We start from the raw sequence: 22,818 nt of genomic DNA on the forward strand, positions 1-22,818 counted from the left end.
TTAGAACGCCACCATCGCAAAGTCTTCCTTGCCGACGTCGCATTCGGGGCAACGCCAGTCGTCCGGAATATCTTCCCAGCGCGTGCCGGGCGCGATGCCGTCCTCGGGCAGGCCGGCCGCCTCGTCGTAGATCCAGCCGCAGATGATGCAGACCCACTGCCTGAAATCGTCGGCCGGGGGTGCGACAGGCGCCTGCGCCGCAGCGTCCTTCTGTGCGTGGATGACCGGCGGGCCTTCCAAGCTGAACACCAGCGGCGCGGCCGTGGGGTCGCCCGACTGGGCCAGATGCTGTTGCAGGCGCGCGAGCAGCGCCTGCGCCTCGTCGGTCGTCAGGTCCACCCAGTACGGATCGCCGGCGGCGTCGTTCAGGCGTTGCGGGGGAAACTGGATCTCGACGGAAGTGCCTTTCTTGTACATGCGGGGGGCGGGGCGAAGTGAAAACAAGCAGACCGCAGATGGGGCATGCGTGCGCAAATTCAAGGCGGGTGGCCGCCGCCACGTTGTCCACGACCCGCGCGCATCGTCGACGCCCTGCTGGCCAAGAGACCGCTCAGGGAAACCGCTAGCTGGCGGCGCGGCCGATTAGTTATACAGTAGAACAATCACAGAACACGGCGGTGCCAGGAGACTCATGAAGATCGCAATCGCCGGCGGTGGCATCGGCGGGCTGACGCTCGCGCTGCTCTGCCATCGCCACGGGCTCGACGTGGAGGTGTGGGAAGCGAGCGAATCGCTGCGCCCGCTCGGCGTCGGCATCAACCTGCTGCCCCATGCCGTGCGCGAACTCTGCGCGCTGGGGCTGGAGGCGGACCTGGCCCGCATCGGCATCCAGACATCGTCACTGTCCTACTACAACAAGTTCGGCCAGCGCATCTGGCACGAGCCCCGCGGCCGCGCGGCCGGCTACGACTGGCCGCAGTTCTCGGTCCATCGCGGCGAATTCCAGATGCTGCTGTACGAGACCGCGCGGCAACGGCTTGGCGCCGACCGGCTGCACACGGGCCATGCGCTGGAGTCGATCGAACACACCGGCGGCCAGGGCGAGCCGGCGCGCTTCACGCTGCGCCGGCGCCATGACCAGGCGCTGGTCGCGGCCCAGGCCGACGTGCTGGTGGGCGCCGACGGCATCCACTCGGCCGTGCGCCGGCATTTCTATCCGACCGGCGACGCCCCGCGCTTCTCGCGCCGCCTGCTGTGGCGCGCCACCACCGACGCGGCGCCCTACCTCGACGGCCGCTCGATGTTCATGGCCGGCTTCCAGGACCAGAAGTTCGTGGCCTATCCGATCTCCGAGCCGCTACGCGCGCAGGGCCGCTCGCGCATCAACTGGATCGCCGAGCTGAAGGTGCCCGACGACTACCCCGACACGCCGCCGCGCAGCGACTGGAACCGCCAGGTCGACAAGTCAGTCTTCCGCGATGCCTTTGCCGGCTGGCGCTGGGACTGGATCGACATCCCGGCGCTGATCGACGGCGCCGAAGCCATCTACGAGTTCCCGATGGTCGACAAGGACCCGCTGCCGCGCTGGACGTTCGGCCGCGTGACGCTGCTGGGCGACGCCGCGCATCCGATGTACCCCATCGGCTCCAACGGCAGCGCGCAGGCCATCGTGGACGCGCGCTACCTGACCGACTGCCTGCTGGCCGAACGCGACCCCGACTACGCGCTGCGCGAGTACGAGGCGGAACGCCTGCCGCGCACGGCCGGTATCGTGCTGCGCAACCGCATGAACGGCCCCGAGCAGGTGATGCAGCTGGCCGAGGAACGCGCGCCGCAGGGCTTCAGCGATATCGACACCGTGATTCCGCTGCGCGAACGCGAGGCGATTGCCCGGCGCTACAAGACACTGGCCGGCTTTGGGCAGCAGCAGTTGCAGGCCAGCCAGCCGCAGGCATCCAGATAACAAGGGAGACCAAAACATGCCCCAAATCCTGATCCCGCGCGCCGCCATGGCGGCCGCCGCGCTGATGCTGCTGAGCGCCACGGCGCGGGCCGACGTGACCGTCGGCGTCAGCATCGCCTCCACCGGGCCGTCCGCGTCGCTGGGCATCCCGCAGAAGAACACCATGCCGTTCCTGCCCGAGACCATTGCGGGCGAGAAGATCCACTACATCGTCATGGACGATGGCTCGGACCCCACGCAGGGCACCAAGATCGCGCGGCGCTTTGTCACCGAGGACAAGGTCGACATCATCCTGGGCTCTTCGGCCGTGGCGCCGTCGATCGCCATCTCCGAAGTGGCCGACGAAAGCCAGACCGTGCAGCTGGCGTTCTCGCCGATCGAACTCAAGCCCGGCCGCGGCGCGTGGACGTACCGGCTGGCGCAGCCCGTGAAGCTGATGGCCGAGGCGGTGGCCGGCGCCGCCAAGGCCAACGGCGTGAAGACCGTGGCGTTCATCGGCTTTGCCGATGCCTACGGCGAAACCTGGCTCAAGGAATTCACCACCGCCGCGCAGGCCAACGGCATCAAGGTCGTGGCCGCCGAGCGCTATGCGCGTTCCGACACCAGCGTCACGGCCCAGACGCTGAAGCTGATTGCCGCGCGCGCGGATGCCGTGCTGATTGCCGGCGCGGGCACGGGCGCGGCGCTGCCGCATACCACGCTGCGCGAGCGCGGCTATACGGGCCCGGTCTACCAGACCCACGGCGCCGCCACGCGCGACCTGATCCGCATCGGCGGCAAGGCCGTCAACGGCGCCATCCTGCCCGCCGGCCCGGTGATCGTGGCCGAGCAGCTTCCCGCCACCAGCGCCGCCAAGAAGCCGGGCATGGACTACGTGACCCGCTACGAGAAACAGTACGGCCCCGAGAGCCGCACGCAGTTCGGTGCGCATCCGTATGACGCGGGGCTGGTGCTGCAGCGGATCGTGCCGGTGGCGCTGAAGAAGGCCAAGCCGGGCACGCCGGAATTCCGCAAGGCGCTCAAGGACGCGCTGGAGTCCGAGCGCGACATCGTCGTGTCGCACGGCGTGCTGAACTACACGGCGCAGGACCACTTCGGCTTCGACCAGCGCGGGCGGGTGCTGCTGACCATCGACAACGGCAACTGGAAGCTCCTGAAATGAGCGCCGGCATCGCCCAGCCCACGCTGGAACACGTGGCCGACTTCGACCTGCAGGTGGCGCCGCCCACCGAGGTTGGCGTCACGCCGCTGGGCCAGCGCCGCGTGATCCCGATCCTGTCGGGCACGGTGCGCGGCCCGCGCCTGAACGGCCACATCCTGCCGGGCGGCGCGGACTTCCAGTTGATCCGGCACCCGGGCGGCGACGACGTGACCACCGCCGACATCGAGGCCCGCTATGTGCTGGAAACCGACGACGGCGCGCGCATCTACATCGTCAACGCCGGCGTGCGCAGCGGCAGCGCGGCGGTCATCGCCCGGCTCAACCGCGGCGAACAGGTGGACCCGGCCGAGATCTACTTCCGCACCGCGCCCCGCTTCGAGACCGCCGCGCCGCGCTATCGCTGGCTGATGCAGCACCTGTTCGTGGCCTCGGGCGCGCGCTACCCGGACCGGGTGGTGCTGCGCTACTTCATGGTCAGGTGAGCATGGCGCCGTCCCGCAAGCCACGCGAGGCGCTGGCGCCCGACCCCAACGGCGGGCACTTCGACCCCCACCTGCCCAATGTCGACTACGGGGTGCTCGATTCGCTGATCGGATACGCGATCCGCCGCGCGCAGATCCGTGTCTACGAGGACTTCGTGGCCGCGCTGGCCCCGTGGAACATCACGCCGCCCCGCTTCTCCGCGCTGCAGATCATCGCGCGCAACGCCAACCTGAAACTGACCGATCTAGCAACGATCCTGGGCATCGCCCGCTCCGGCGCGGTGCTGCTCGTCGACGCGCTGGAGGCAATGGGCCTGGTCGAGCGCGTGCCCTCCCCGACCGACCGGCGCGCGTTCGGCCTGGTGCTGACGGATGCGGGGCAAAAGACGCTGCGGGAGGTCACCGATGCGGTCTGCGCGCACGACGCCCGGATCGCGGGCGGCCTGTCGGCGGAGGAACAGCGGGTGTTGAAGGGATTGCTGGAGCGGCTGGGGCGGTAGGGGGTGTTCGACTGCGCTACTTCATTGCCGCCGGTTGTCTCCCCTCTCCCGCTTGCGGGAGAGGGGAGCAAATCCCCCGCGCCAAATCCCCCCTACCCCACCACCGGCATCGCCGCCAGCATCTTGTCCAGCGTGACCGGATAATCCCTCACCCTGACGCCGGTAGCGTGGTACACCGCGTTGGCCACGGCGGCGGCTACGCCGCAGATGCCCAGTTCGCCCACGCCCTTGGCCTTCATCGGCGACGAGATCGGGTCGGTCTCGTCCAGGAAGATGACTTCCTGGTGCGGGATGTCGGCGTGCACGGGCACCTCATAGCTGGCCAGGTCGTGGTTGGCGAAAAAGCCCACGCGCTTGTCGACGTGCAGCGCCTCCATCAGCGCCGCGCCCACGCCCATCGTCATCGCGCCGATCACCTGGCTGCGGGCCGACTTGGGGTTCAGGATGCGGCCCGCCGCGCAGACGGCCAGCATGCGCTGCACGCGCACCTCGGCGGTGGCCAGGTCCACGGCCACCTCCACGAAGTGGCCGCCGAACGTGGACTGCTGGTACTTCTTGTCCAGGTCGCCGTACTCGATGATGTCCTCGGCCGACGCGCCCGCGAACTGCGCCAGGGGCACGCTGCGTCCGCCCGCCCGGATCTGGCCGCTCTCGAACACCGCGTGCGCGGCGTCCAGCCCGGCGCGTTCGGCCAGCGTCTGGCGCAGCTTCATGCAGGCCGCGTAGACGCCCGCCGTGGCGTTGTTGCCGCCCCACTGCCCGCCCGAGCCGCACGACTCCGGAAAGTTCGAATCGCCGAGCCGCACCACCACGCGGTCCAGCGGCACGCCCATCATCTCGGCGGCGGTCTGCGCGATGATCGTGTAGCTGCCCGTGCCGATGTCGGTCATGTCGGTTTCCACGACCACGGCGCCGCCCGCGTCGATGGCCACGCGCGCGCCGGACTTCGTCAGCAGGTTGTTGCGGAACGCCGACGCCACGCCCATGCCGATCAGCCACTGGCCCTCGCGCATCGACCCCGGCTTCGGGTTGCGCCGGTTCCAGCCGAAATGCTCGGCCCCCAGCCGCAGGCATTCCACGAAACGGCGCTGCGAGAACGGCCGCTCGGGCTTCTCCGGGTCCACCTGGGTGTCATTGAGGATGCGGAACTGCACCGGGTCCATGCCCAGCTTCCCGGCCATCTCGTCGATGGCGATTTCCAGCGCCATCAGCCCGGGCGCCTCGCCCGGCGCGCGCATGGCGTTGCCCTCGGGCAGGTCCAGCGTCGCCAGCCGCATCGTCGTCATGCGGTTGGCGCCTGCATAGAGCAGGCGCGTCTGCATCACGGCCGTCTCCGGCTGGCCGCCCTGCAGGTCGCCCGACCAGCTTTCGTGGCCGATGGCCGTGATCTTGCCATCGCGCGTGGCGCCGATGCGGATGCGCTGGATCGTGGCCGGCCGGTGCGTGGTGTTGTTGGCCATCAGCGGCCGCGTCAGCGCCACCTTCACGGGCCGCCGGGCCTCGCGCGCGCCCAGCACGGCCAGCAGCACCTCGGCGCGCAGGAACAGCTTGCCGCCGAAGCCGCCGCCAATGAACGGCGAGACGATGCGGATCTTTTCCTTCGGGATGCCAAGCGTGGTCGCCATGTCCTCGTGCGCCCAGGCCACCATCTGGTTGGCGGTCCAGATCGTCACCTTGTCGCCCGACCACGCAGCCATCGACGCATGCGGTTCCATCATGCAGTGCGACTGGTCCGGCGTCGTGTAGCGCGCGTCGAGCTGCACCGGCGCGGCTGCGAAGGCGCCTTCGAAGTCGCCGACCTCGGTATCGGGCTTCGAATCCTTCTTCGGCTTGGCGGAAAAGCAGCACGCGTCCTCCAGGTCGAACTGGCCTTTCTCGGCCGCGTAGTCGACGCGGATCAGCGCGGCGGCGGCACGGGCCTGCTCGAACGTCTCGGCCACCACCAGCGCGATGGCCTGGTGGTAGTGCTGGATCTCGGGCCCGGCCAGCAGCCTGGCCGTGTTGCGCTTGGCCTTGCCGAGCTTGCCGGCGTTCTGGGCCGTGACGATGGCCAGCACGCCCGGCGCGCGGCGGGCGGCGTCCAGCTGCATCGTGCGGATGCGCCCCTTGGCGATGCCGGCGCCGACCACGTAGCCGTAGGCCGGGTTCGGCGCCACGTCGTGCCATTCATAGGCGTAGGTGGCCGTGCCCGTGGTCTTGCGGGCGCCGTCGATACGGTCCACTGCCTGGCCGACCACGCGGCCGGCGTCGATGGGATTGGTTGTCGCGGGTGTGTCGAATTTCATGGCTTCACCCCTTGGCCTGCGTCAGGACCGCGGCCACCGTGCGCCGCACCAGTTGGATCTTGTAGGCGTTTTCCGCCGTCGGCGTGGCGCCCTCCAGCAGTCGCTGGGTGACGGCCGTGGGCCCGTGCGGCATCTCGGCATCGGCCGCGGCCACGCGCCACGGCTTGTGGGCCACGCCGCCCAGCGCCACGCGGCCGGTGCCGTCGCGCTGCACGATGGCCGCCACGGACACCAGCGCAAACGCGTACGAGGCGCGGTCGCGGACCTTGCGGTAGAGGTGGACGCCGCCCACCGGCGGCGGCAGCGTCACGGCCGTGATCAGCTCGCCGCGCTCCAGCACGGTTTCGATATGCGGCGTGTTGCCGGGCAGCCGATGGAAATCGGCAATCGGGATGACGCGCCGCTGGCCGTCCGGGCGCACCGTCTCGACGCTGGCGTCCAGCACGCGCATGGCCACGGCCATGTCGCTCGGATGCGTGGCGATGCAGGCGTCGCTGCCGCCGATCACGGCCAGTTGCCGGCTGAAGCCGCCGATGGCGCCGCAGCCGCTGCCCGGCCGGCGCTTGTTGCACGGCTGGGCCGTGTCGTAGAAATAGGGGCAGCGCGTGCGCTGCAGCAGGTTGCCGGCCGTGGTGGCGCGGTTGCGCAACTGGCCCGACGCACCGGCCAGCAGCGCGCGCGACAGCACGCCGTAGTCGCGCCGCACGCGCGGGTCCGCCGCAAGGTCGGTGTTGCGCACCAGCGCGCCCACGCGCAGGCCGCCCTGCTGCGTCGGCTCGATCTTGTCCAGCGCCAGCCCGTTGACGTCCACCAGATGCGTGGGCGCCTCGATGCCGAGCTTCATCAGGTCCAGCAGGTTGGTGCCGCCGGCGATGAAGCGCGCGCCGGGGTGCTTCATCGCCGCTGCGGCGGCGTCGGCCGGGGTGGCCGCGCGTTCGTAGGTAAACGGGTTCATGACTGGCCTCCCGCCACCTCGGTGATTGCGTCCAGGATGTTCGAATAGGCGCCGCAGCGGCAGATGTTGCCGCTCATGCGCTCGCGGATCTCGCCCGGCGACGCCTGCGGCCGGGCGTTCAGGTCCGGCGTCACGTGGCTGGGAATGCCGGCGCGAATCTCGTCCAGCACGGCCACGGCCGAGCAGATCTGGCCCGGCGTGCAGTAGCCGCACTGGTAGCCGTCATGCTTGACGAATGCCACCTGCATCGGGTGCATCCGGTTCGGATGGCCCAGCCCTTCCACGGTCGTGATGGTGGCGCCTTCGTGCATCACGGCCAGCGTCAGGCAGGAATTGATGCGCCGGCCGTCCACGATGACCGTGCAGGCGCCGCACTGGCCGTGGTCGCAGCCCTTCTTGGTGCCGGTCAGGTGCAGGTGCTCGCGCAGCGCATCGAGCAGCGTGGTACGGGTGTCCAGCGCCAGCGCGCGCGGCTGGCCGTTGACGACGAACGATACGTTGGCGGCCACGGGCTTAAGCGCGCCGGGCGCCACGCTGGCACCGGGCGCCGGGGGCGTGGCGGCGCCGGCCGGCACGGCGGCGGCCGTGACCGATGCCGCCCCGGCCACCACGAACTCGCGGCGGGAAAGCTTGATGTCGCGGAAATCTTCCATTGCGTTGGATCCTTTCTGGCTGACAGAGGATGGCAACGTGGCGAGACTTGCACGTAGGAATTACATGGCGGCAGCGATACGCGGGCATGGCCACGCCGCAGCCGGGATGCATAGGGGACGAATGTCGCGCTTTCCGCACGTTGCTGGGCGGGGAAAGCGCAGGAAGCGTGCCACCGGGCGCCGGATGTGGCGTCCGATGACCGTCTGCTGGGCCGGTGGGGGCCCGGCGGCGGGTCAGCGGTAGTTGACGGTGACCTCGTTGCTGCGGCCCTGGAGCATCGGGGCGAGCCCGCCCTGGCCAGGGATGCGATAGGCAAACACGAAGCCCTTGGAGGCATCGTCGCCCACGAAGGCGTCGGTGCGGCCCTCGGCGCCAGGCAGCATCACGCAGCGGTCGGCATTGCACAGGTAGGCCTGCAGGTCCACCGGCGGCGTGCGGGTAAAGCTGTAGCGCCAGCGCACCGACGTGATGCGGCCCATGGCCTGCGGCATCGTCGCCAGCGGCATGATCGGCGCTGACAGCGCGCGCTGGCCCTTGCTGGCGATCTGCGGGCCCATCGACGACGCTGTCCACGCAAAGCGCGACCCGGCGATCTCGTAGTTGGCCCGGGTGAACACGGGCGCCGGCGTCTGCGCGTGGGACGCGGCCTGGCCCATTGCCCAGAGCGCGGCAAGGATCAGTACGCGCCGCATCACAGCATCCCGCGCAACTGGGTGCGCAGGCGCGCGATGGCCTGGCTGCGGATCTGGCACACGCGCGACTCGGTCACTTCCAGCACCGCGCCGATTTCGCGCAGGTTCAGTTCCTGGTCGTAGCACAGCGACAGCACCAGCTTCTCGCGCTCCGGCAGCTTGTCGATGGCGCGGATCAGCGCCTCGCGCATGCCCGACTCCATCAGCACCGTCAGCGGGTTGGCATCGTCGGTGACGCCCAGGTGGCGGTCCAGGAAGTCTTCCTCACCCGAGCGCTCGAAATCCTCGTAGTGCAGCAGCTGGCAGCCGTAGACCTCGTTGAGCAGCTCCTGGTACTCCTCAAGCGGCATCTCCAGCTCCTTGGCCACCTCGGAGTCGATCGGCGTGCGGCCCAGCTTCTGCTCCAGCTGGCGCTGCGTGCGCTCGATCTTGCGCGTGAACTGCCGCAGGCTGCGCGATTGCCAGTCGTTGGCGCGCACCTCGTCGAGCATGGCACCCCGGATGCGCTGGCTGGCGTAGGTCTCGAACCGCGCGCCATGGTTGTCTTCGTAGCGCTTGGCGGCGTCGAGCAGGCCGATCATGCCGGCCTGTATCAGGTCGTCGATCTGTACGCTGGCGGGCAGCTTGGCCGCCAGTTGCAGCGCGATGCGCCGCACCAGCGGCGCGTGCGACTTGACCACGTCCGCCTGCTCGAGCTTTCCCTGAATCGTGTACATGGTGGAACTCTCGTTAAATGCTTTCTATGTTTGCCAAAGCCGGCTGTTACTGGGAGTCGGCGTCTGGCAGGCTGAGTTTCCGGTCTTGTCGGGACTTCTTGTTCTTTGCGAGGTCATGCGGGCACGGCCGGAGCCGTGCCCAGGGGCGCTGCTTCCTGGCGCATCGGCCATGCGCCGATACGGCTGGCGATGTGCCGCAACGCACCGGTGGCCGTGGCGGCGGGATACGCCTCCACCACGCACCGCCCCAGCTGGAGCGCACGCGCCACCAGCGGATCCATCGGCAGATACCCTGCCAGGCTGGCCTCCACGCCCAGGTACTGGCTCGCCGTGCGGGCCAGGTTGCGCGCGAGCGCCGTGACCGTTCCCTCCGCGGCCGCCAGGTTGACGACGAGCTGGAAGTGACGGCATGCGTATTCGTGATGCAGCCGCTTGATGCAGGCATAGGCGGCCGTGATCGACGTGGCCTCGGGCCGCATGACGATCACGAAGTTGTGCGACTGCCCGGCCAGCACCGACAGCGCGCCCGTGGCGTCGCGGCGGGCGTCCACCAGCAGCGAGCGCACGTCGGGCAGCCGCGCGGCCAGCACCGGCTCGGCCGGCAACATGCCAACCGGCGGATGGCCGGCCTGCAGCACGGCAATGCCGGTGGCAGGCCGCGTACCCACCGCCGCCGCGAACGGCGCGCGGCCGTCGAGCACGTCGGCCAGCGTCGCGGCCGGGGCGGCACCTGCCAGCCGCATGGCGCGCGCGCCGTAGCGGTCCTCGTCCACCAGCAGCACACGCTCGCCCTGCATCGCTAGCGCGTTGGCCAGGCCCAGCGCCACGGTCGTGGCGCCCACGCCCGGCTCGGCACCCACCACGGCGATGCGGCGCGTCACGCGCGGCGCCAGCAGGCGGCGCAGGCTTTCGGCCTGATCGGAGCCCATCAGGTTCAAGGCTTACTCCCCGGCGGCCGCGAGTTGCGGCATGGCTTGCGTGGCTTCCATGGCGGCCATGGCCTGCATGGCGGACGTGGCCGATCCGGGCACGTCGTCGTGCAGCGCGGGCGCCGGCGCGGCGCCGCGGCCCGGATAGTTCTCCAGCACGTCCAGCAGCGCCAGCAGGCGGCCCATGCCTTCGTTAAGCACGGCGCCGGCCACCGGAGCGTTCACGCGGGCGGAAGCCCGGCCAGCCAGGCGCGACAGGAAGGCCGGCGCGGTCGGCGTGGGCGTGTGCTGCAGGCGCAGCGCGGTCAGGCCCAGTTGCAGCGACACCATGCCTTCGCACGGGGCCGCATCCGCGTCACCGTCCTGCGCAAAATGCTCGATCGCGTGGCGCAGCGTGCGGAACTGTTCCTCGGCCGCCAGCGTCCACTGCGACCAGCGCGCCACCTGGGCGGCGTCGTCGGCCAGTGCCGGATCGCACAGCGTGTATTCGACCGACAGCGTGTCGCCGGTCTCGTGGTCGACCAGGCGGGACACCACCAGGCAGGCTTCGGTGCCGCTCTCGCCGGCATGGCCCTTGCCGCGCGCGGCGGCACGCACCTGGCCGTCCGGAATGCGGACCAGCCCGTGGGCCAGCCAGTGCGCGGCGGCGCGGTCGCGGTACGTCACGTCGCCGATGGCGTGGAACGTCAGCGTGTCGGCCACCGTGTCGAGCTTGTTGGCGGCGCCGTCGGCGATCACGCGCATGGTCTTGCGCGCGCCGGCGATCCAGCGCTCGCCCGTCTGCTGCCAGCGGGCCAGCGTGGCGGGCGTGGGCAGCGAGCTGTTCAGGTTCACCACCGTGCGGGCGGCGGCCAGCGTGGCGCGCACCGTGGCGGCTTCGGCATCGGCCTCGGCTTCCGACAGCGAATGGCGGGCGCGCACGGCGGACACCACCGTGCTGGCCAGCGGCATGCCGTCGCGGTCGGCCAGCCACAGCGTGTGCTGCATCATCTGCGGGGCGCGGCGGCCCTGCACGGTCTGCGCGACGTTCTGCGTCACGTTCAGCACGTAGCGGTCGCACGCGCGGCTGGCGTCGCGGCACATGGCCAGGCGCACCTGCTGCACCATCGGACGCAGTGCCGACGCGCCGCCGGCACGCTGCTGCCAGAGCTGGCGGGCCAGGTCGAAGCCGTACTGCGGGCCGCTCAGTTCTTCCACGCAGACGCCCACGGCGTTGGCGCTGTCGGTCAGCGAGCGCAGCACGTCGTCGGCGCCGCCGTTGCGGTCGGCCTGGCGCGGCGTGGCGGCTTCGGCAGCCCCGGCCTGGCGGCGCGCCACGTCGGCGTCATTGAACAGCGAGCCACGGCGCGGCGTCAGGAATGCACGTTCCACGAGCGCACCAGCCTGGGCCAGTTCCAGATGCTCGGGCACGCGCTGGCCGGTGGAGGCGTAGAACACCGGCAGCCGGTGGCGGATCACCACGTCCAGCACGGACCCCAGGTGCGTGGCTTCGTCGAGCTTGCTGATGATGCAGCCGTCTATGCCGCCAGCGGCGCCGGCGGCGTCGTTGCGGTAGGCGTGCACCACCTCGTTGAGCGTGTCGCCGTGCGCGGCGCCGTTCAGCAGCAGCACGCGCTGCATCGGCATCTGCACGCCGGCCAGCATGGCAATCTGGTCCGACAGGCTGCGGTCGCGCTGGCTCATGCCCACCGTGTCGATGATCACGAGGTGTTTGTCCTTCATGGCCGACAGCGCAAAGCGCAGGTCCGCGGCGTCCTTGACCGCGTGCACGGGCACGCCGAGGATGTCGCCGTAGATGCGAAGCTGCTCGTGCGCGCCGATCCGGAAGCGGTCGGTCGTCAGCAGGGCCAGGCTCTGGGGGCCGTGGCGCAGCACGAAGCGGGCCGCCAGCTTGGCGGTGGTGGTGGTCTTGCCCACGCCGGTCGGGCCGATCAGCGCCAGCACGCCGCCCTGCGCGAACAGCGCGTCCTCGTCGGCCAGTACCGGCACCTTGCTGGCCAGTTCCTGGCGGATCCAGGCCATCGCGGCCGGGCGGTCGGTACCCACGGGCAGGCGCGACAGCAGCGTGCGCGCAAGCTGGCCCGAGAACCCGGCGTTGACCATCCATTCGAACAGCGACTCGCGCAGCGGATCGCCGGCGGCCACGCCATTGCCGCCCTGCGACAGGCCGGCGAACTGGCGCTCCAGCAGCGAGCGCATCGACGCCAGTTCACCGCGCAGGTCGCCGAGCATCGCGTCGCCCTGGCCGGCGTGGGCCGGCGGCATGGCTGCGAAGGCGTCGGGCGTCGGCGCCAGGATGGTGGCCGGCTGCGACGGGTAGGCATCGTGCAGCGCCTGCAGCATCGGCAGCGGCGCCGGCGACGCCAGTGCGGCCGGCTCGTAGAGCTGGGCGCTGGCGCTGACCGAACCCAGGTCGGTATCGCGCATCGCCACGATTTCCACGCCGCCCTCGATGGTGCGGTTGGAGAGCACCACGGCGTCGGGGCCCATGGCCTCGCGCACCTTGCGCATCGCTTCGCGGCCGTTGGCCGCCACAAACTTTGCCACGCTCATCGTTCAGTCCTCACGCTGCGCCGCCGATCATGGCGGTAATGCGAATGTTGCGGTTGTCCGGTACCTCGGCATGCGACAGCACTTTCAGCTGGGGCAGCGTGCGGCGCAGGAAGCGGGCCATCAGCGGACGCATCGGCGGCGGCACCAGCAGCACCGGGTCCAGCCCCAGTTGTTCCTGGCGGGCCACGGCGCCCTGCGCCTGCTGCAGCAGTGCATCGGCCAGGCCCGGCTCGATGCCGCCGCCGTTGGCCAGCGCCTGCGTCAGCACGCGCTCCAGGCCGGCGTCCAGGCCGATCACCTGCATGTCGGCGTTGTTCGGGAAGAGCTGCTGCGTGATGGCGCGGCCCAGGGCCACGCGCACCAGCGTGGTCAGCTCGGCCGGGTCGTTGATCTTCGGCGCGTTCTCGGCCACCACGTCCAGCACCGTGCGCATGTCGCGGATCGCCACGCCTTCGTCCAGCAGGTTCTGCAGCACCTTCTGCAGGCCGGTCAGCGAGATCGTCTTGGGCACCAGGTCCTCGGTCAGCTTGGGCGCTTCCTTGCCGATGCGGTCCAGCAGCGCCTGCACTTCCTGGCGGCCCAGCAGTTCCGATGCGTGCATCTGGATCAGGTGGTTCAGGTGCGTGGCCACCACGGTGCTGGCGTCCACCACCGTGTAGCCGTATGCCTGGGCCTGCTCCTTGAGCGCGGCGTCGATCCACACGGCCGGCAGGCCGAACGCGGGGTCGCGCGTGGCGGCGCCCGGCAGCGTGCCGGTGACCTGCCCGGGGTTGATCGCCATCCACTGGCCGGGGTTGGCCTCGCCGCTGCCGATCTCCACGCCCTTGAGCGTGATGCGGTAGGCGTTGGGCTTCAGTTCCAGGTTGTCGCGGATGTGCACCACCGGCACCAGGAAGCCGATGTCCTGCGCGATCTTCTTGCGGATGCTCTTGATGCGGCCCAGCAGCTCGCCGTTCTGGCCGCGGTCCACCAGCGTGATCAGGCGGTAGCCCACTTCCATGCCCAGCGGGTCGACCATCGTGACGTCTTCCCACGTGGCTTCGGCCACCTCGGCCTGCACGGCCGGGCTGCGTTCCTCGCTGGCCTTGGACTCGGTCGCCTTGACCTCGCGGCGCATCATGTAGCGGCCAAACCAGATCAGCGCGCCGGCCAGCAGCAGGAAGGCAAAGTGCGGCATGCCCGGGATCAGGCCCATCGTGCCGATGATGCCGGCGGTGATGAACATCACGCGCGGGTCAGAGAACAGCTGGCCGGTCAGCTGCTGGCCAACGTCCTGCTCGTTCGACACGCGCGACACGATCACACCGGCGGCCGTGGAGATCACCAGCGCGGGGATCTGGGCCACCAGGCCGTCGCCAATCGTCAGCAGCGTGTAGTTGTGGACGGCCGTGCCGAAATCCAGGTCGTGCTGGACCATGCCCACGACCATGCCGGCGGCCACGTTGATGAACATGATCAGCAGGCCGGCGATGGCGTCGCCGCGCACGAACTTCGACGCACCGTCCATGGCGCCGTAGAAGTCCGATTCCTGCGCCACCTCGGACCGGCGCTTGCGGGCGCCTTCCTCGTTGATCAGGCCCGCGTTCAGGTCGGCGTCGATGGCCATCTGCTTGCCGGGCATGGCGTCGAGCATGAAGCGCGCGCCGACTTCGGCGATACGGCCCGCGCCTTTGGTAATCACCATGAAGTTGATGACGACCAGGATGGCGAACACCACGATACCGACCGCAAAGTTGCCGCCCACCAGGAAGTGGCCGAACGCCTCGATCACCTTGCCGGCCGCGTCGGGGCCGGTATGGCCTTCCAGCAGCACCACGCGGGTCGACGCCACGTTCAGCGACAGGCGCAGCAGCGTGGAGAACAGCAGCACGGCCGGGAACGCCGCGAAATCCAGCGGGCGCTGCGTGTACATGCCCACCAGCAGCACCATGATCGACAGCGCGATGTTGAACGTGAACAGCAGGTCCAGGATGAACGCCGGCAGCGGCAGGATCATCATGCCGAGGATCATGACGATCAGCAGCGGGCCAGCCAGCGCCTTCATCTGGGCGCCACCCCGCAGTGCGGGCATGTTGAATAGGTTGGTCAGGGCGTTCATGCGCGGCTTTCCGGTACGGCTAGTTCATCCGGCACCAGCAGGTCGGTCGGCGAATCGGGCTGCGGACCATAGCTGTAGTGCCAGTTCTTCAATTGATAAACCCAGGCGAGGATCTCGGCGACGGCCGTGTACAGGCCGGCCGGGATCTCGTGGCCGATTTCCACGTGGCGGTGCAGCGCGCGGGCCAGCGGCGGTGCCGACAGCACCGGCACGCGGTTTTCGCGGGCCAGTTCGCGGATGCGGGCCGCCACCTCGTCGGCGCCCTTGGCCACCACGCGGGGCGCGTTCCAGCGCGCGCCTTCGTCGTAGCGCAGCGCCACGGCGAAGTGCGTGGGGTTGGTCACCACGACGTCGGCCTTGGGCACCTCGGCCATCATCCGGCGCCGGGCCATGGCCCGCTGCTGCTGGCGGATGCGCGCCTTGATGTGCGGGTCGCCGTCGGTTTCCTTCATCTCCTGCTTGACCTCTTCCTTGGTCATGCGGAGTTTCTTGTAGAACGTCCAGAGCTGCCACGGCGTGTCGAGCGCCGCCACCAGGATCAGCGATCCCGCCACGATGCCGCACACGTACAGCACCATGTCCATCATGCGCAGCATGGCCTCGTTGACCGGGGCGTTCATCAGCGCGATGGCCTCCGGCAGCTCGCGCCACACCATCCACGCGCCCACGCCGCCCACCAGCACCGACTTGGCGATGGCCTTGACCAGTTCCGCCAGCGACTGCGACGAGAACATCCGGCCCAGCCCCTCCAGCGGCGACAGGCGCGAGAAATTGGGCGCGAACGACTTGGTCGAGAACAGCCAGCCGCCCAGCGCCAGCGGGGCCACCAGCGCGGCCACGCCAAACATCAGCAGCAGCGGCATGAAGGCCAGCAGGCTGTCCCAGATGGCGATGGCGAACTGCGACAGCATGCGGTTGGGGTCGAAGGCCGTGGCCGGCTCGAACGCCAGGCTGGCCTGCATCACCCCGTTCAGCTTGCGGCCTAGCGGGCCGCCCAGCGTCCAGAGCCCCAGCACGCCGGTCATCAGCATCACGAACGTGCCGAGTTCGCGCGAACGCACCACCTGCCCCTCCTCGCGCGCCTTTTCCAGGCGCCGGGGTGAGGCGGGTTCGGTTTTTTCGAGATCGCTTTCCTCGGACATGAATGCTCCAGTGCAAAGCGCGCGGGCGGCACTTCGTCACCGAGGATTATCAAAGCCCGGGGGGTCACGGCATTGGGGGGAAAAGGCGGGGAAACAGGTGCCTGTTTCAGGAATGAGGGGGGCAGCGGGAATAACGGCCCCGATGTGGCGATCTTTAGGCCCGGATCGCCGGAATGTGCCGATCATGCCGGCATCGGACGGGATCGGGGCCGATGATGTCACGTTTCGGACGTGGCATCGGGCGCCGGCGGGTTGGCCGGTGGGCGGGACGCCCGGACCGAGGTCCTGGCCGGCCTGCCGCCCTGCTGCATGGCGGGCGGGCAGAGCGAACACTTACATGCCTGGCCGGCGGATCAGCCCAGCCGGCCCGGTTCGATCTCGATGCCGAGCTGGCCGGCCATTTCCACGACCAGCGCCTGCAGCCGGGCCACCTTTTCCTGCAGTTCGCGGTGGCCGATGCGCAGCGCTTCCAGCTCGGACGGCGACGCGGGCGCCGCGTCGGCGCGCGAGGGCGCGGCCAGCTCGGCCACGTTGACGTCGCCGCACAGCAGGTGCATCCACCGGTGCTCACGCTCGCCGGGCGCGCGCGGCAGCTTCACGACCAGCGCGGGCGCACGTTCGGCCAGTTCGTCCAGGAACGCCTCGACCGACGAGATATCGGCAAACGCGTGCAGCCGGGCCGTGTTCAGGCGCAGTTCGGCGGCCGTCTGGGGGCCGCGCAGCAGCAGCGTGGACAGCAGCGCCGCCGACTGGCTCGGCACGCCCAGCACCTTGCCCAGGTTCTGTTCGAAGCGCGGCACGCGGCTGCTGCTGCCCTCGAAGACCAGGCTCAGCGACTTCAGGCCGTCGATGGCGGCCAGGATCTCGTCCTCGGTCACGCTCATCACCGGCGCGCGCGCCGTCTTCTGGTTGCATCCCGCGGCCAGCGCGTTCAGCGACAGCGGATAGGTGTCCGGCACGGTGAACTGCTTTTCCAGCAGCACGGCCACCACGCGGCCCTCCAGCGGGGTCAGCGCGCGCAGCGCGGGGCGGGACGGGGTGTCGGGCGTGGGTTCCATGATGGCATCGGGCAGGTTTTCGAGGGGCCCATTGAAGCGCAACCGGGCGGGCGATGCAACCGCGCCGGGCAAGCTGCATTGTCACGCAGTGTATCTGGCGCCGGCGGGGCCACAGGCCGATACGCGCGCGGGCGGTGCGCGACACATCGCCGATACGCCGGCGCCCGAAGCTTGCGCCATCGCCACTGCAAGCGGGGACCGCCCCGGAAGGAACATCATGAAGCTCTATGCCAACGAGGTGTCATCGGCCACGTCGCGCGTGAAGATCGCGCTGGCGCTCAAGGGCCTGGCGGTCGAGATCGAGCCGGTCACGATCTTTGGCGAGGCGGCCGAGTCACGCCAGGCCCGCTACCGCGCGATCAACCCGCAGGGGCTGGTGCCCGCGCTGCAGACCGACACCGGCGAGCTGATTACCCAGTCGCTGGCCATCATCGAATACCTGGACGAACGCTACCGCACGCCGCCGCTGCTGCCGGCCGACCCCGAGGACCGCGCGTTTGCGCGCGCCATTGCGCTGTCGATCGCCGCCGAGATCCACGCCTTGCTGCCGCCGCGCGTGGCTGCGCGCCTGTCGACCATTCCCGGCATGGACGCCGAGGGCGTGGCCGCGTGGGCGCGCCACTGGGTCGACATGGGCTTCTGCGCGATCGAGGAACGGCTGGCGGCGCGCCGCACCGGGCGCTTCGTGGTGGGCGACGTGCCGACCGTGGCCGACATCTACCTGTTCCCGCAGGCCATTGGTGCCGGGCGCATGGGCTTTGACGTCGCGCAGCGCTGGCCGCACATCGCCGCCATCGTCGCGGCGCTGCACGACGTGCCGGCGTTCGCGCTCAACGCGCCGGCGCCGCGCACGTAGGCGTGCGGGCCGGGGCCGGGCATAACGACTTGCGAAAACATTCGTTGGGATTCGCGCGCGGCGGGCGTACGGTCGGGGCTCCAGTCACCCTTACTGCCGCCCCGCATGACGATCGATCGCCGCCAGTTCCTGCATGCCGCCAGCGCCGTTGCGCTGGCCGGCGCCCTGCCCACCGCGCACGCCCAGCCCCGCCCGGTGCTGAAGGCCGGCGACCAGAAAGGCGGCCTGCGCGCGCTGCTGGAATCGGCCGATGCGCTCAAGGGCCTGACCTACGACATCCAGTGGACCGAGTTCCCGGCCGCCGCGCCGCTGGCCGAGGCGCTTAACGCCGGCGCCGTCGACAGCGGGCCGATTGGCGACGCGCCCGCGATCTTCGCGCTGGCGGCGGGCACGCGCATCCGCCTGATCGGCGCCAATCGGTCAGACCCGTATGGCACCGCCGTGCTGGTGCGGCCGGATTCGCCGCTGCGCAGCGCGGCCGACCTGAAGGGCAAGCGCATCGGCACCAATCGCGGCTCGATCGGCCATTTCGTGACGCTCAAGGCGCTGGCGTCGGCCGGCCTGAAGCCCGAGGACGCCGACATCCGCTTCCTGCCGCCAGCCGATGCCAAGCTGGCGCTGACCAACGGCTCGGTGGATGCCTGGGCCACGTGGGAGCCGTATACGGCCATGGCCGAGACCAGCGGCCATGCGCGCGTGCTGGTCAGCGGGCGCGGCCTGTGGTCCGGCCTGAGCTACCTGGCCGCCACCGACACGGCGCTGGCCACCAAGCGCGCCGTGCTGGCCGACTTCCTGCAGCGCGTGGTGCGCGCGCAGGTCTGGTCGTACCAGCACGTGCCCGAGTTCTCGGCCACGCTGGCGCGCATCATCGGCATTCCGCCCGAGGCGGCGCGGCTGCAGTTCGAGCGCCGCCGCACACGCTGGCAGGCCATCGACGCCGAGGTGGTCGCCATCCAGCAGCAGACCGCCGACTTCTACCTGCAGGCCGGGCTGCTGAAGCAGCGGCTGGACGTGGCGGCCACGTTCGACCGCAACTTTCCGCTGACCGCCTAGCCGGCCGTTGCAATCAGCGCGCGGCGGCCGTGCGGGCCGCGCGGCGCGCCAGCAGCGGATCGGCCACGCCGTCGACGCCCACCAGGCCGAGCACCGTGGTCAGGCCCCATTGCGCGCCTTCGTAGGCGTTGGTGGGGTCGAACCATTCGTCGCGCGAGTGCGAGCCGCCCGACTTGCCGCCGCTGCCGATGATGATGGCCGGGATGCCCAGCGACATCGGCACATTGGCGTCGGTGCTGCCGCCGCGCAGCGAGGGCGCTTCCTTGGCGCGGCTGCGGATCACGCGCACCGCCGACTGCACGATCACGGCGTCGGTGGGCGTCTGCCCGGCAGGCCGGTCGCCGATCATGCGCGTCTGGAACGTGATCTCCTGCCCGCGCGCGGGCTTCCAGCGGGCGTTCTCGTCGGCCACGCCGGCGGCGATCGCGTCCATGATCTGCTTTTCGGCCTCCAGCAGCGCAGGCGTGCCGTTGGAGCGGATGTCGATGGCCATGCGGGCATCGCCGGCAATCGCGTTGACCGACGTGCCACCGCCCACTGTGCCCACCGTGAACGTGGTCTTGGGATCGGTGGGCGTGCGGACGTCGCCAATCTTGCTGACGGCGCGGCCCATCGCATGGATCGCGCTGGGCAGGCCGAACGCGCCGAAGCTGTGGCCGCCCGGCCCCTTGAACGTGACTTCGTAGCGGTGGCTGCCGGTGCCCTGCGTGAGCACGCGCTCGCCGGTGCCGGGTTCGATGCCGACCATGCCGTCGATGTCGGCATGGTCGCGGAACACGGCCTTCATGCCGCGCAGGTTGCCCAGTTCCTCCTCACCGACGTTGCCGACGAAGACCAGGTCGCCCACGGTGCGCACGTTGTTGTCGTTGAGCACCTTGAGCCAGGAGAGCAGCACGGCCAGCCCGCGCGTGTCGTCGCCGATGCCGGGCGCGTAGAGCTTGCCGTCGCGCGCCTTCACGGTAACGTCGGTGCCTTCCGGGAAGACCGTGTCCAGGTGGGCCGATACCAGCAGCTTGGGCCCGTTGCCGGTGCCCTTGCGGATGCCGATGGCGTTGCCTTCGGCGTCGATATGGGCGTCCGACAGCCCCAGCGCCTTGAGCCGGGCCACGAAGTATTCGGCGCGCGCCTTTTCCTTGAACGGCGGCGCGGGGATCTCGGTCATCGTCTTCAACTCGGCCAGCGCGCGGGCGTCGTCGGCGCGCACGTCGGCCATCAGCTTCTGGTAGACCGGGGCGGCCTCCAGCCTGGCGTAGGCGCTATCGACGGATGGGGGAAACCTGCGGGACGGTCAGCGTCTGACCCTGGGCGATGCCGGCGGAAAACGCGGCGGCAACGGCGACGACAACAACGGTACGGCGAGCATGCATGGGGGCGATCCTCTGGCAGTGGGGAAACCGTGGTCGACCACGATTGTGCCAGCGAATGCGGGTGGGGGTTGGGGGTGGGAGTTGGGGGTGGCGGCGTGGGTGGCAGGTTGGGTCGCTGGCCCTCTCCCCCGGCCCCTCTCCCGCGCAGCGGGAGAGGGGAGACCACAGACGCCATCCTCAACCCCCGGGGGGGGCGGGAGAGGGAGGCCGGGCTCAGAAGCCCAGGCTGGCCAGCAGGTCGTCCACCTGGGACTGGTCGGACACGACGTCGGCCTTGCCTTCCGGGTTGATCTGCGGGCCGTTCATCAGCGTCGGGGCCGCTTCCACGCGGCGGTCCGCCGGCACGTTGTCGATCAGCACCTGCAGCAGTTCCTGCTCCAGGGTGCGGATCATGTCCATCATCTTCTTGATCACCTGGCCAGTCAGGTCCTGGAAGTCCTGGGCCATCATGATTTCGAGCAGGTGGCCGCCGGTGGCCTTGGCCTTCTGCGGGACCTCGGTCAGGAACTCGCGGGTGTCCAGCACCAGCGCGCGGGCGTCGCCCAGCTCCACCGGTTGCGCGAACCACTCGTCCCAGCGCTTGTCCAGCGCGGTGGCCTTGCCTTCCAGGTCTTCCTGCAGCGGCTGCGCCAGTTCCACGGCGGTAAGCGTGCGCTCGGCCGCCTGCTCGGTCATGGCGGCGATGTAGTTGAGGCGGTCGCGCGCATCGGGAATGGCCAGGGCGGCCTTCTCGATTTCCTTGTCGAGCCCCAGCTCACGCATGTTGTCGCGCAGCATTCGCGTCAGGTTGCCGATGCGATGGATGATCTGCTCGGCCGATTCTTGGCTGAAAGTCGGAGTCGTCGACATGTCGCGTACCTCTTCTTATTGACCGAGCTTCTCGAAGATCTTGGTGATCTTTTCGTCCAGCGTTGCGGCCGTGAAGGGCTTGACCACGTAGCCGTTGGCGCCGGCCTGCGCGGCGGCGATGATGTTCTCCTTCTTTGCCTCGGCCGTCACCATCAGCACCGGCGTCTTCTCGATGCCGGGCGTGGCGCGGATCGACTGCAGCATGGTCAGGCCGTCCATGTTGGGCATGTTCCAGTCCGACACCACGAACTGGAAGCTGCCGTCCTTGGCCTTTTCCAGGCCGGCGGCGCCGTCCTCGGCTTCCTCGACGTTGGTGAAACCCAGCTCCTTGAGCAGGTTACGGATGATCCGACGCATGGTCGGGAAGTCGTCGACCACGAGGATCTTGATGTTCTTGTCCACTATACGGCTCCAAAACGGTTGCGGATGACGGTGCCATCCGGTTGTTGTTGCTGATCTGACCTCTCCCGCGCGCGCTCCGGCACTACACGCGCTGCGCCCGCGCGCCGAACGTCGCCAGGTGGGCCATGACGCGCTGGCTCATCTGGTTCAGTGGCACGACTTCATGCACGCCGCCGGTGGCAATTGCCTCCTTCGGCATGCCGAATACGATGCAGGACTGCTCGTCCTGCGCCAGGTTGTACGACCCGGCTTCCTTCATCCGCAGCATGCCGCGGGCGCCGTCCTTGCCCATGCCGGTCAGGATCACGCCGGTCACGTTCTTGCCGCCGTGGATGGCGGCCGAATCGAACAGCACGTCCACGGACGGGCGATGCCGGTTCACCGGCGCCTCGGCCGACAGGTGCGCCACGTAGTTGGCGCCGCTGCGCGCCAGCAGCAGGTGCGAGTCGCCCGGGGCGATGTACGCGTAGCCGGGCAGCACGCGCTCGCCGTGCTCGGCTTCCTTGACCGTGATGCGGCACAGCCCGTTCAGGCGCTGCGCGAACGACTTGGTGAAGCCGGCCGGCATGTGCTGCACGATCATGACGGCGGGCGAATCGGGCGGCAGCGGCATCAGGAATTCCTTGATGGCCTCGGTGCCGCCGGTGGACGCGCCGACGATGATCAGCTTCTCGGTCGACAGCAGCGGCGCGCGCAGGATCGGCGCGGCCGGGGCCCCACCGGTGGCCGCCGCCTCGGGCCGGGCCCGCACGCGGGCGCGGGCCGCGGCGCGGAGCTTGTCGGCGATGGTGTCGGTGTACTCGATCAGGCCGTCGCGGATGCCCAGCTTGGGCTTGGTCACGAAGTCCACGGCGCCCAGTTCCAGCGCGCGCATCGTGATCTCGGACCCGCGCTCGGTCAGCGACGACACCATCAGCACCGGCATCGGCCTCAGCCGCATCAGGCGCTCCAGGAAGTCGAGCCCGTCCATCCGTGGCATTTCCACGTCCAGCGTCAGCACGTCGGGGTTCAGGCGCTTGATCATGTCGCGGGCCACCAGCGGGTCGGGGGCGGTACCCACCACCTCCATGTCCGGCTGGCTGTTGATGATCTCCGTCATCAGGCTGCGGATCAGCGCGGAATCATCCACGCACAGCACCTTGATTTTCGCGGCGGTCATGTT

Annotated in this window: 20 protein-coding genes and 1 pseudogene; 6 read left to right on the forward strand and 15 right to left on the reverse strand. The window is 69.8% G+C overall.

Going from position 1 to position 22,818, the window contains the following annotated elements; all coding sequences use genetic code 11:
* Window positions 1-417: a rubredoxin gene (locus tag EPAKOI_RS23250; protein WP_124685978.1), complete on the reverse strand. Its 417-nt coding sequence runs from the start codon at window positions 415-417 to the stop codon at window positions 1-3.
* Window positions 418-631: 214 nt separating this feature from the next.
* Here EPAKOI_RS23250 and EPAKOI_RS23255 point away from each other — a divergent pair, with 214 nt between their 5' ends.
* The 4 genes from EPAKOI_RS23255 to EPAKOI_RS23270 are packed head-to-tail and all read left to right on the forward strand — an operon-like array spanning window position 632 to window position 4,047.
* Window positions 632-1,903 carry a flavin-dependent oxidoreductase gene (locus EPAKOI_RS23255; protein ID WP_423193832.1) on the forward strand — a complete coding sequence of 424 codons (1,272 nt, stop codon included), beginning with the start codon at window positions 632-634 and terminating at the stop codon, window positions 1,901-1,903.
* A 16-nt stretch (window positions 1,904-1,919) separates the two neighbouring features.
* Entirely contained in the window at window positions 1,920-3,065 is a 1,146-nt protein-coding gene (locus EPAKOI_RS23260) for an ABC transporter substrate-binding protein (RefSeq protein WP_423193833.1), read from the forward strand.
* The gene (locus EPAKOI_RS23265; protein ID WP_124685975.1) at window positions 3,062-3,547 is read left to right on the forward strand and encodes a DUF3237 domain-containing protein; all 486 of its coding nucleotides are present in this window, start codon (window positions 3,062-3,064) and stop codon (window positions 3,545-3,547) included. The genes EPAKOI_RS23260 and EPAKOI_RS23265 overlap by 4 nt, the downstream gene beginning before the upstream one ends.
* 2 nt (window positions 3,548-3,549) lie before the next feature.
* Window positions 3,550-4,047: a MarR family transcriptional regulator gene (locus tag EPAKOI_RS23270; RefSeq protein WP_313840146.1), complete on the forward strand. Its 498-nt coding sequence runs from the start codon at window positions 3,550-3,552 to the stop codon at window positions 4,045-4,047.
* A 92-nt stretch (window positions 4,048-4,139) separates the two neighbouring features.
* Here EPAKOI_RS23270 and paoC read toward each other — a convergent pair whose 3' ends face one another.
* From paoC to EPAKOI_RS23320, 10 genes are all read right to left on the reverse strand, one after another.
* A complete protein-coding gene (gene paoC, locus EPAKOI_RS23275) occupies window positions 4,140-6,332 on the reverse strand; it encodes an aldehyde oxidoreductase molybdenum-binding subunit PaoC (protein WP_423193834.1) in 2,193 nt (730 codons plus the stop codon).
* A 4-nt stretch (window positions 6,333-6,336) separates the two neighbouring features.
* Window positions 6,337-7,287, reverse strand: a complete 951-nt coding sequence (locus tag EPAKOI_RS23280) for an FAD binding domain-containing protein (protein WP_423193835.1) — start codon at window positions 7,285-7,287, stop codon at window positions 6,337-6,339.
* On the reverse strand, window positions 7,284-7,940 hold the full coding sequence (gene paoA, locus EPAKOI_RS23285; protein ID WP_313840149.1) for an aldehyde dehydrogenase iron-sulfur subunit PaoA: 657 nt from the start codon (window positions 7,938-7,940) through the stop codon (window positions 7,284-7,286). Before paoA ends, EPAKOI_RS23280 begins: the two co-directional genes overlap by 4 nt.
* A 234-nt stretch (window positions 7,941-8,174) precedes the next feature.
* On the reverse strand, window positions 8,175-8,633 hold the full coding sequence (locus tag EPAKOI_RS23290) for a flagellar protein FlhE (RefSeq protein ID WP_409559081.1): 459 nt from the start codon (window positions 8,631-8,633) through the stop codon (window positions 8,175-8,177).
* Window positions 8,633-9,349, reverse strand: coding sequence for an RNA polymerase sigma factor FliA (locus tag EPAKOI_RS23295; protein WP_124685970.1), 717 nt, complete (start codon window positions 9,347-9,349; stop codon window positions 8,633-8,635). The genes EPAKOI_RS23290 and EPAKOI_RS23295 overlap by 1 nt, the downstream gene beginning before the upstream one ends.
* 113 nt (window positions 9,350-9,462) lie before the next feature.
* Window positions 9,463-10,278: a MinD/ParA family ATP-binding protein gene (locus tag EPAKOI_RS23300; protein ID WP_423194565.1), complete on the reverse strand. Its 816-nt coding sequence runs from the start codon at window positions 10,276-10,278 to the stop codon at window positions 9,463-9,465.
* 12 nt (window positions 10,279-10,290) lie between these two features.
* The gene (gene flhF, locus EPAKOI_RS23305; protein ID WP_423193836.1) at window positions 10,291-12,831 is read right to left on the reverse strand and encodes a flagellar biosynthesis protein FlhF; all 2,541 of its coding nucleotides are present in this window, start codon (window positions 12,829-12,831) and stop codon (window positions 10,291-10,293) included.
* Window positions 12,832-12,841: 10 nt separating this feature from the next.
* Window positions 12,842-14,929, reverse strand: a complete 2,088-nt coding sequence (gene flhA, locus EPAKOI_RS23310; protein ID WP_124685968.1) for a flagellar biosynthesis protein FlhA — start codon at window positions 14,927-14,929, stop codon at window positions 12,842-12,844.
* Entirely contained in the window at window positions 14,926-16,071 is a 1,146-nt protein-coding gene (flhB, locus tag EPAKOI_RS23315) for a flagellar biosynthesis protein FlhB (protein WP_124685967.1), read from the reverse strand. The genes flhA and flhB overlap by 4 nt, the downstream gene beginning before the upstream one ends.
* 353 nt (window positions 16,072-16,424) lie before the next feature.
* A complete protein-coding gene (locus tag EPAKOI_RS23320) occupies window positions 16,425-17,129 on the reverse strand; it encodes a YceH family protein (RefSeq protein WP_124685966.1) in 705 nt (234 codons plus the stop codon).
* 217 nt (window positions 17,130-17,346) lie between these two features.
* Here EPAKOI_RS23320 and maiA point away from each other — a divergent pair, with 217 nt between their 5' ends.
* Window positions 17,347-17,985: a maleylacetoacetate isomerase gene (maiA, locus tag EPAKOI_RS23325; protein ID WP_423193837.1), complete on the forward strand. Its 639-nt coding sequence runs from the start codon at window positions 17,347-17,349 to the stop codon at window positions 17,983-17,985.
* A gap of 105 nt (window positions 17,986-18,090) precedes the next feature.
* Window positions 18,091-19,038, forward strand: a complete 948-nt coding sequence (locus EPAKOI_RS23330) for an ABC transporter substrate-binding protein (RefSeq protein ID WP_313840153.1) — start codon at window positions 18,091-18,093, stop codon at window positions 19,036-19,038.
* 13 nt (window positions 19,039-19,051) lie between these two features.
* Here the strand turns inward: EPAKOI_RS23330 and EPAKOI_RS23335 are convergent.
* The 4 genes and pseudogenes from EPAKOI_RS23335 to EPAKOI_RS23350 all read right to left on the reverse strand — a co-directional run bounded on the left by EPAKOI_RS23335 (window position 19,052) and on the right by EPAKOI_RS23350 (window position 22,815).
* Window positions 19,052-20,405, reverse strand: a pseudogene (locus EPAKOI_RS23335) (M20/M25/M40 family metallo-hydrolase).
* Window positions 20,406-20,618: 213 nt separating this feature from the next.
* On the reverse strand, window positions 20,619-21,254 hold the full coding sequence (gene cheZ, locus EPAKOI_RS23340; protein ID WP_124685962.1) for a protein phosphatase CheZ: 636 nt from the start codon (window positions 21,252-21,254) through the stop codon (window positions 20,619-20,621).
* 15 nt (window positions 21,255-21,269) lie between these two features.
* A complete protein-coding gene (gene cheY / locus EPAKOI_RS23345; protein WP_124685961.1) occupies window positions 21,270-21,656 on the reverse strand; it encodes a chemotaxis response regulator CheY in 387 nt (128 codons plus the stop codon).
* A gap of 82 nt (window positions 21,657-21,738) precedes the next feature.
* Window positions 21,739-22,815, reverse strand: coding sequence for a protein-glutamate methylesterase/protein-glutamine glutaminase (locus EPAKOI_RS23350; RefSeq protein WP_124685960.1), 1,077 nt, complete (start codon window positions 22,813-22,815; stop codon window positions 21,739-21,741).
* Window positions 22,816-22,818 lie beyond the last annotated feature (3 nt).

This window comes from Cupriavidus sp. H18C2, assembly GCF_049393795.1.
Classification (GTDB): domain Bacteria; phylum Pseudomonadota; class Gammaproteobacteria; order Burkholderiales; family Burkholderiaceae; genus Cupriavidus; species Cupriavidus pauculus_C.